Origin of the sequence: Streptomyces bluensis (assembly GCF_014650715.1) — a bacterium.
Lineage (GTDB): Bacteria > Actinomycetota > Actinomycetes > Streptomycetales > Streptomycetaceae > Streptomyces > Streptomyces bluensis.
On sequence record NZ_BMVM01000010.1, the window covers coordinates 343850 to 351606 of the forward strand.

The following is a 7757-nucleotide window of genomic DNA, read 5'->3' on the forward strand; positions in this document are numbered from 1 at the left end:
GCCCCACTGACACCACCCGTCCGTCGCGCCCCCCGGCTGAGGTTGCGTTCCCCTGATGTCCCTGATGTCGAGTCTCCACACCGCGCCCGCGCGGGAACCAGCACGGCTACCGTCGTACTGTCATGCGTTTCCGTCCGGACGAGGTCGAGGGGGCTACGCGGCATGAGTCTCGGTGACGACGGGTACGGCGACTCCGGCTCACGGGGCGGCGACAGCGGGATGTACGGCGGCACGTACGGCGGTACGGGCCAGACCCGCACCCGCCTGCCCGAACAGGCCGGCGGCGGTGGCGTGTACGGGGGCGCCCGTCGCGGCCGCCCGTCGTCCTCCCGCAGCCTCGTGACCGTCGTGGGCGTGGTGGTCCTGCTCATCGCCGCCATCGCCTTCGCCAACCGCGGCGGGGGCGACGACTCCGGGGGCACGGCTGCGGCCGACGACAAGACGAAGAGCGCGGCCACGGCCCCGTCCGGGGAGCAGCCGGTGGCGAACACGACGGGAGGGATTCCGTCCGGGTTCGCGCGCAGTGAGCAGGGCGTCGAGTCGGCGGCCGCGAACTACGCGGTGGTACTGGTCTCGGCCGACATCCTCAAGCCCGCACGGCGGACCCAGATCGTCCGTCAGGTGTTCGACGCCGACGAGGCCGCCGAGCTGACGACGAAACTCGACCAGGTGTACACCAAGTCCTTCCTGAACAAGGTCGGCCTGGACGAGAACGGCGACGCACCGAAGGGCACCACGTACGTCTCCCGCACGATGCCGGTCGGCACCAGAGCCACCGAGTACTCGGACAGCGCCGCCACCGTCGAGGTCTGGTGCACGGGAGTGTTCGGCATGGCGGGCGAGAGCTCGGCCAATCCCGTCACCAGCGACTGGTTCACCATGACCCTCGGGTTGCGCTGGACCGACGGCGACTGGAAGGTCCGCAGCTTCTCCCAGAAGGAAGGCCCCGCGCCGGTCAACGGCGACAACAGGGTGTCCACGTCGGACGAGATCTCGAAGGCAGTCGAGGAGTACGGAGGGTTCACGTATGCCCGGTAGCCCACGCCGCGTACTCAAGGTCGCCGCGACCTTCGCAGCCGCACAGACCGCCGTGGTCCTGCTCGCCACACGGGCGTTCGCGGAGCCCACACCGTCGCCCTCGCCCTCGTCGGGCAACGAGGACTGCTCCCTGCTCTCCGGACAGGCCAGGGAGATCTGCGAAGGCGACACCGGCGGCGCCACCCGCAACACCCCCGACGTGACCAACTCCCTCGACCCCCTCTCCTCCCTGGCCAAGGGCTGCGCCGAAGCCGCCTCCTGGACCATCGACAAGCTCTCCGACGCCATCGAGCAGACCGCGAACGTCGACTTCACGAACCCGACGTTCCTCCAGCAGTACGCCGTGGTCTTCGCGGCCTCCACGATCCTCACCCTTCTCCTCTGGCTGCTCGCGGTGGCCAAGCGAGCCGTACGAGGCGTCCCGCTCACCACGGCCCTCTCCGAAGCGATCGGCTTCCTCTGGCTGACGGTCCTCGCATCAGCCTTCACCCCGCTGATCCTCTACACCGTCGTCTCGGCGACCGACGGCGTCAGCGAAGTCCTGGCCAAAGCCACCGGCGACCAGACCGACACCTTCTTCGGCAACTTCTCCAGCGCCCTGGACAAGGGCGAGGACATCGGCGGCGGGCCCATCATGCTCATCGTCGTCTCGCTGGTCTCGATCCTCGCCGCGGGCGTCCTCTGGCTGGAGCTGGTCATAAGGGCCGCGCTGCTGTACGTCGGCGCGCTCCTGGGCACCGTCGTCTACGCCGGACTGGTCGACAAGAACCTGTGGGGCCACGTCCGCCGCTGGGCGGGCATCATGATCGCGGTCATCCTGGTCAAGCCGGTCATCGTCATCGTCCTCGGGCTCGCCGGCGCGCTGGCCGGCGAGGACGGGCCCGACGCCTTCTCCGCCGTCGTCTCCGGACTGTCCATCATCCTGCTGGCCATCTTCGCGTCCGCGATGATCTACCGTTTCGTCCCGGGCTTCGGCGACGAGATCGCGGGCTCCCGCAACAACCGCATCATGCAGGGCGCCGAGGGCAAGGCCGCGGCCGTCATCAGCTCCCCGGCCACCCTCGTGGCCCAGGGCATCAAGACCCACAGCACCCGGGCGGACAACAACGGCGGCGGGGGCCAGGCCTCCGCCCCCCGCCCCTCCAACCCCGCCTCCTCAGGCGTGGCCGCGCACAGCTCACGGACGTCGGCGGGCGGTGGCGGCGGATCTGTCCCCTCCGCCGCACCCCCGCCGCGTTCCAGCCCGGCCAACACCCCGCACGCCAGCAACGCACGCAACAGCAGCACCAATCGCTCGGGAGGTGAAGGGCGTTGACGACCCAGTCCCACGTGTCCCATCCGGTCACGCCCCGCCGTACGTATCTGATCGGCCGCGCCCGGCCGAACGCCGTGATCGGCCGCAACCGCGAGTCCGGCGAGATCGTACTGATCATCGCGGGCGCGTTCCTCGGCATGATGTGCGGGCTCCTCGTCCCCGTCCTGTCCCTGCGGATCGTGCTGCTGACCGGCTTCCCGATGCTGGCCCTGGCGGCGGTGTACGTGCCGTACAAGCGACGGACGTTCTACAAGTGGTACGAGATCAACCGCAGCTACAAGCGCACCCTCCGGCAGGGCACCACGTACCGCTCCGCCGCCATCGAGGCGGGCACGGGGCTGGACGGGCGTGAGGTCGAGATCGGTCCGCCACCCGGCATCGGACGCATCACCTGGCTGGCCGCCCCGTTCGGGCCGGACGAGATCGCCGTACTGCTCCACGCGGACCGCAGGACCGTCACCGCCGCCATCGAGATCGAGGGCCCCGGCGTCGGCCTGCGCGACTCCGAGGACCAGGAGGCACTCGTCGACCGCTTCGGCACCCTGCTGAAGCACGTGGCGAACGGCGACGGCTTCGTCACCCGCCTCCAGATGCTCGCCCGCACCCTCCCCGCCGACCCCGACGCCCACGCCAAGGACGTCGCCGCACGCGGGGACGACAAGGCCCTGCCGTGGCTCCAGCAGTCCTACGACCAGTTGCAGTCCATGGTGTCCACCAGCAGCGAGCAGCACCGGGCGTACCTCGTCGCCTGCATGCACTACACGCGCGAACTGGCCGCCGAGGCCCACGCGATGGCTCGCGCCGCCCGTCCGCAGGGCGGCAAGAAGCTCGACAAGGACGCCGGTCTGGCCGTCGTCATGGCACGCGAGCTCACCGACATCTGCTCGCGCCTCCAGGAGGCCGACATCCGCGTACGGCAGCCGCTCGGCCAGGGCCGCCTCGCTTCCCTCGTGCACTCCATGTACGACCCGGACCACCCCATCGACCACATCCAGGCCATGACCAGGCGCAACGCCTGGCCGGCCGAGCTGGACGCGATGGAGCCGACGTACCTCCAGGCCAAGACACGCGAGTCCTCCACCCGCGCCCCCTGGTGCCACGCCACGGCCTGGGTCAAGGAGTGGCCGATGACCCCCGTGGGCGTGAACTTCCTCGCGCCCCTCCTGGTCCACACCCCGGACGTCATCCGAACGGTCGCTGTGACGATGGATCTCGAACCCACCGAGGTGGCCATCGAACGCATGCTGACCGAGAAGACCAACGACGAGGCGGAGGCCAGCCGCGCCGCCAAGATGAACCGGACCGTCGACCCGCGGGACGTGGCCTCCCACACCCGCCTCGACCAGCGCGGCGAGGACCTCGCGAGTGGCGCCGCCGGCGTCAACCTGGTCGGCTACATCACCGTCTCCTCCCGTTCCCCGGAGGCACTGGCCCGCGACAAGCGGACGATAAGGGCCTCGGCCGGGAAGTCGTACCTGAAACTGGAGTGGTGCGACCGCGAGCACCACCGCGCGTTCGTCAACACCCTCCCGTTCGCCACCGGAATCCGAAGGTAGGGCTGCTGCATGCGGGATCATTCGGAGCGACAGCTGCGGGAGGACCTGGAAGTACGGCTGCACAACCACCCGGGGGCACGGCAGGAGGTACATCGCTGATGCGGGATCCGCTGTCCGCCCTCACGGACGCCTTCACGTCCTTCCTCTTCGGCAAGGTCGAGACGACCCGGCTCCCGGTGCGCACCTCGACAGGCCAGGCCCAGGCGGTCTACCTGCCGACGGCCGCCCCCGGCCTCGGCGACTCGGGCGTGATCATCGGCCGTGAGGTGTACTCCGGAAAGGGCTACATCTACGACCCGTTCCAGCTCTACGGGCAGCAGCTCCCCGCCCCGCACTGGCTGGTCCTCGGCGAGTCCGGCAACGGAAAGTCGGCGCTGGAGAAGACGTACGTGCTCCGCCAGCTGCGCTTCCGGGACCGCCAGGTCGTCGTCCTCGACGCCCAGGGCGAGGACGGCGTCGGCGAATGGAACCTCATCGCGCAGGAGCTGGGGATAACCCCCATCCGGCTCGACCCGACGGCCGCCCTCAACCACGGCATCCGGCTCAACCCCCTGGACCCGTCGATCACGACCACGGGCCAGCTCGCGCTGCTGCGCACCATCATCGAGGTCGCCATGGGCCACGGCCTGGACGAGCGGTCCGGCTTCGCCCTGAAGGTCGCCCACGCGTACGTCAACGAGACGATCGTCGACCGCCAGCCGGTCCTCACCGACATCGTCGAACAACTGCGCCACCCCGAACCGGAGTCGGCGGAGGCGATGAACGTCCCCATAGACGACGTACGCGCCTGGGGCCTGGACGTGGCGCTGGTCCTCGACCGCCTGGTCGACGGTGACCTCAGGGGCATGTTCGACGGCCCCACGACGGTCGGCATCGACCTCGACGCACCCCTCATCGTCTTCGACCTGTCCCACATCGACCGCAACTCGATCGCCATGCCCATCCTCATGGCGATCGTGGGCGTGTGGCTGGAGCACACCTGGATCCGCCCCGACCGGAAGAAGCGCATCTTCCTGGTCGAGGAGGCCTGGCACATCATCAACAGCCCCTTCGTGGCCCAGCTCTTCCAGCGCCTGCTGAAGTTCGGCCGCCGTCTCGGCCTGTCCTTCGTGGCGGTCGTGCACCACCTGAGCGACGTGGTGGACGGCGCCGCGGCGAAGGAGGCGGCCGCGATCCTGAAGATGGCGTCGACCCGGACGATCTACGCCCAGAAGGCCGACGAGGCGAGGGCGACCGGCCGGGTGCTGGGCCTGCCCAGGTGGGCCGTGGAGATCATCCCGACCCTGACACCCGGAATCGCCGTCTGGGACGTCAACGGCAACGTACAGGTGGTCAAACACCTGGTCACCGAGACCGAACGCCCGCTGGTCTTCACGGACCGCGCCATGACCGAGTCGTCGAGCGACCACGCGGACGACGCTCTGCGCGCAGCGGAACTGGAGGCGGAGGAACGGGCCGCGGCGTTCGTGGAGCAGCATCTGAGCGATGTGGACGGGTACGGATCGTCCGAGTCGACGGTGGCGTGAGAGCGGCATGAGACCGAACGAGCGTGACCAGCGCGATGGGGCCGCGGGCGGCATCCCCGACGGGCTGCTGATCGGGGTCCTCGGCTTCCTCCTCGGCCTGACCCTGATGGTGTGGACGGCCACGGGACTCGCCGGCTGGTTCACCCGGGACGCCTGGCCGGACGGCGTCACCTTCACCCGTACCCCGCTCGCGATGCGCCACCTCATCGGGCAACCGCACGACATCGCGGGCGCCTGGCCGGACACCCCCGCCAACCAGCTCTCCGGGTACGGGCTCTTCTGGGGCCTGTTCATCGGCCAGCTGATGGTGCTGCTGGTGCTGACCGTGTTCGTCCTGGGCACGGTGGCCCGCTGGCGCGCGGTACGGGCCCGCCGGAAGGCCGAGCAGACGGAGCCCCGGGAGACCGTACGCCCGCACGAGCCCCGGGACACCACACAGCTGACCAAGCCCCCTTACGCAACTCCGGCCCCCCAGCCGCCCCCGCCCCCTCCCGCGACAGCCCCCCACAAGGCGACAACGAACTCGGCGGCACCGGCACCGGCACCGGCACCGGCACCGGCACCAATGAGCCATGCGCCAGAGGCGGCCGCGCTCACACACTCCGCCGAAACCACGCCCCGCACCAAAACCCCAGTCGCCCTGCCCGCCCCCCGAGGCTCGGTGATCCTGGGCCCGGCCGCGACCCGCCACCCCCTCGCCGCCCAGGCGGCACGCGAAGCCGAGGGCCCCGCCCTGATCGTGACCTCGAACCCCACGCTCTGGGCGGACACCAAGGACGCACGCGCCAAACTCGGCCCGGTCCACCTCTACGACCCCTCGCACCTCTGCGACACCCCGGCCCGCCTCCACTGGTCGCCCTCAAGAGGCTGCGAGGACAAGGCGGTCGCCGCGGCCCGCGCCGCAGCGCTCCTCGCCCCCGTCCGCCCCACCGCCAAGATCGACCAGGCGCTCGCCGACGTCGCCGAAACGCTCCTGCGCAGCTATCTCCACGCCGCCGCCGTGGACGGCCGCACCGTCCGCCACATCCACCGCTGGGCGCAGGGCGCACAGGTGCAGGACGCGGTACGGGCCCTGCGTACCAACCCGAAGGCGGTGGCGGGCACAGCGGGCGAACTGGAGTCCGCGCTCACCTCGCACCCCGAACGCCGCGACATGGCCCAGGAACTGACGGCCCGTGCCCTGTCGGCCCTCTCCACGATCAACGTCCGGGAGTCCTGCACTCCCAACCGAACAGACTCGCTGGCCCTGGATTCCTTCGTGCACGAAGGGGGCACACTCTATGTGGTCGGTGAACCCGTTGAGGACCCCAGAGCGACCCCAGGGGCCATGCCTCTGCTCACCGCCCTCACCGCAAGCGTGGTCGAGTGCGGCCGGCGCATGGCCGAACGGTCATCCTCCGGCCGCCTCGACCCACCATTCACCCTGATCCTGGACGACGTGGCAGCGGTGGCACCCCTCCCCCAGCTCCCCGACCTCCTGACCACGGGAGCGGACCGCGGCATGCCGACGCTGGCGCTGATGAGGTCACGGGAACAGAGCCGCTCACGCTGGCCCCACTACGAACTGCCGGTATAAGACACCCGCAGCCCGCCTCAGAGCGCCCTCCTACCCCCGACGCTCGCCCACGTACTCGACCACGTACTCCAGCTCCCGGCCCTCAACCCGCACAGGGTCAGGCAGGGTCACCCCGCTCGCCACGAACCCGGCCTTCCGATAGAACGCCTTGGCGCGCGTGTTCCGCTCGTGCACGAACAACCGCACCCGCTCGACCCCGGCCCCCCAGGCCCACTCCAACGCCGCATCAAACAGCGCCCCGGTCACCCCGACCGCACCGCCCCGGTACTCGGACCGCACGAACACCCCCACCAGATGGGCCTGCTCCCGCTCGACGACACCCCCGAAGACGTCCAGCGACCCCGCCTTCTCCAGGAGCACGACCACCGTCCCGACCCACTCCCCGTCGGCCGTCTCGGCGATGAACTGCTGCCGCTCCCGCGTCCCCTCGGCCGCCCCGGCCGCCCGCTCCTCCCAGAAGGAATCGGGCTTTGCCACGGCCTCCTCATACGTCTCCAGAAACGCCAGCTCCGCCACCGGATCCCTGAGCGACTCCAACCGCAACTCCCTGACCCGCTGCCACTCCTCGGCCCGGATCGCGCGTACGACGACGCCCCCTCGCAACTCCCCATGCTCCATACGGGCCACCGTAGTACTGCGGTACTACACCCCTCACCTCAAATAACGCGTGCAACCAGCGTGAAACGCGAAAAGGCCCACACCGTGAGGTGTGGGCCTTTCCCAATATTTGTTCGGCGGTGTCCTAC

6 protein-coding genes are annotated in these 7757 nt (G+C 70.1%); 5 read left to right on the forward strand and 1 reads right to left on the reverse strand.

All coding sequences use genetic code 11. The features are described from left to right. Positions 1-162 precede the first annotated feature (162 nt). From IE262_RS25035 to IE262_RS25055, 5 genes are all read left to right on the forward strand, one after another. Complete coding sequence (locus tag IE262_RS25035; protein WP_134033023.1) at positions 163-1038, forward strand: DUF8175 domain-containg protein; 876 nt, start codon at positions 163-165, stop codon at positions 1036-1038. Continuing rightward, positions 1028-2353: a hypothetical protein gene (locus IE262_RS25040; RefSeq protein WP_189876612.1), complete on the forward strand. Its 1326-nt coding sequence runs from the start codon at positions 1028-1030 to the stop codon at positions 2351-2353. Before IE262_RS25035 ends, IE262_RS25040 begins: the two co-directional genes overlap by 11 nt. Then, the gene (locus IE262_RS25045) at positions 2350-3909 is read left to right on the forward strand and encodes an SCO6880 family protein (protein ID WP_134033018.1); all 1560 of its coding nucleotides are present in this window, start codon (positions 2350-2352) and stop codon (positions 3907-3909) included. Before IE262_RS25040 ends, IE262_RS25045 begins: the two co-directional genes overlap by 4 nt. Before the next feature lie 98 nt (positions 3910-4007). Beyond that, the gene (locus IE262_RS25050) at positions 4008-5435 is read left to right on the forward strand and encodes an ATP-binding protein (RefSeq protein ID WP_134033014.1); all 1428 of its coding nucleotides are present in this window, start codon (positions 4008-4010) and stop codon (positions 5433-5435) included. 7 nt (positions 5436-5442) lie between these two features. Beyond that, a complete protein-coding gene (locus tag IE262_RS25055; protein ID WP_189876614.1) occupies positions 5443-7011 on the forward strand; it encodes a type IV secretory system conjugative DNA transfer family protein in 1569 nt (522 codons plus the stop codon). Positions 7012-7041: 30 nt separating this feature from the next. On the opposite strand, the gene IE262_RS25060 is transcribed toward IE262_RS25055, so the two are convergent. Further along, on the reverse strand, positions 7042-7629 hold the full coding sequence (locus IE262_RS25060; RefSeq protein WP_189876616.1) for a GNAT family N-acetyltransferase: 588 nt from the start codon (positions 7627-7629) through the stop codon (positions 7042-7044). Between the last annotated feature and the right edge of the window lie 128 nt (positions 7630-7757).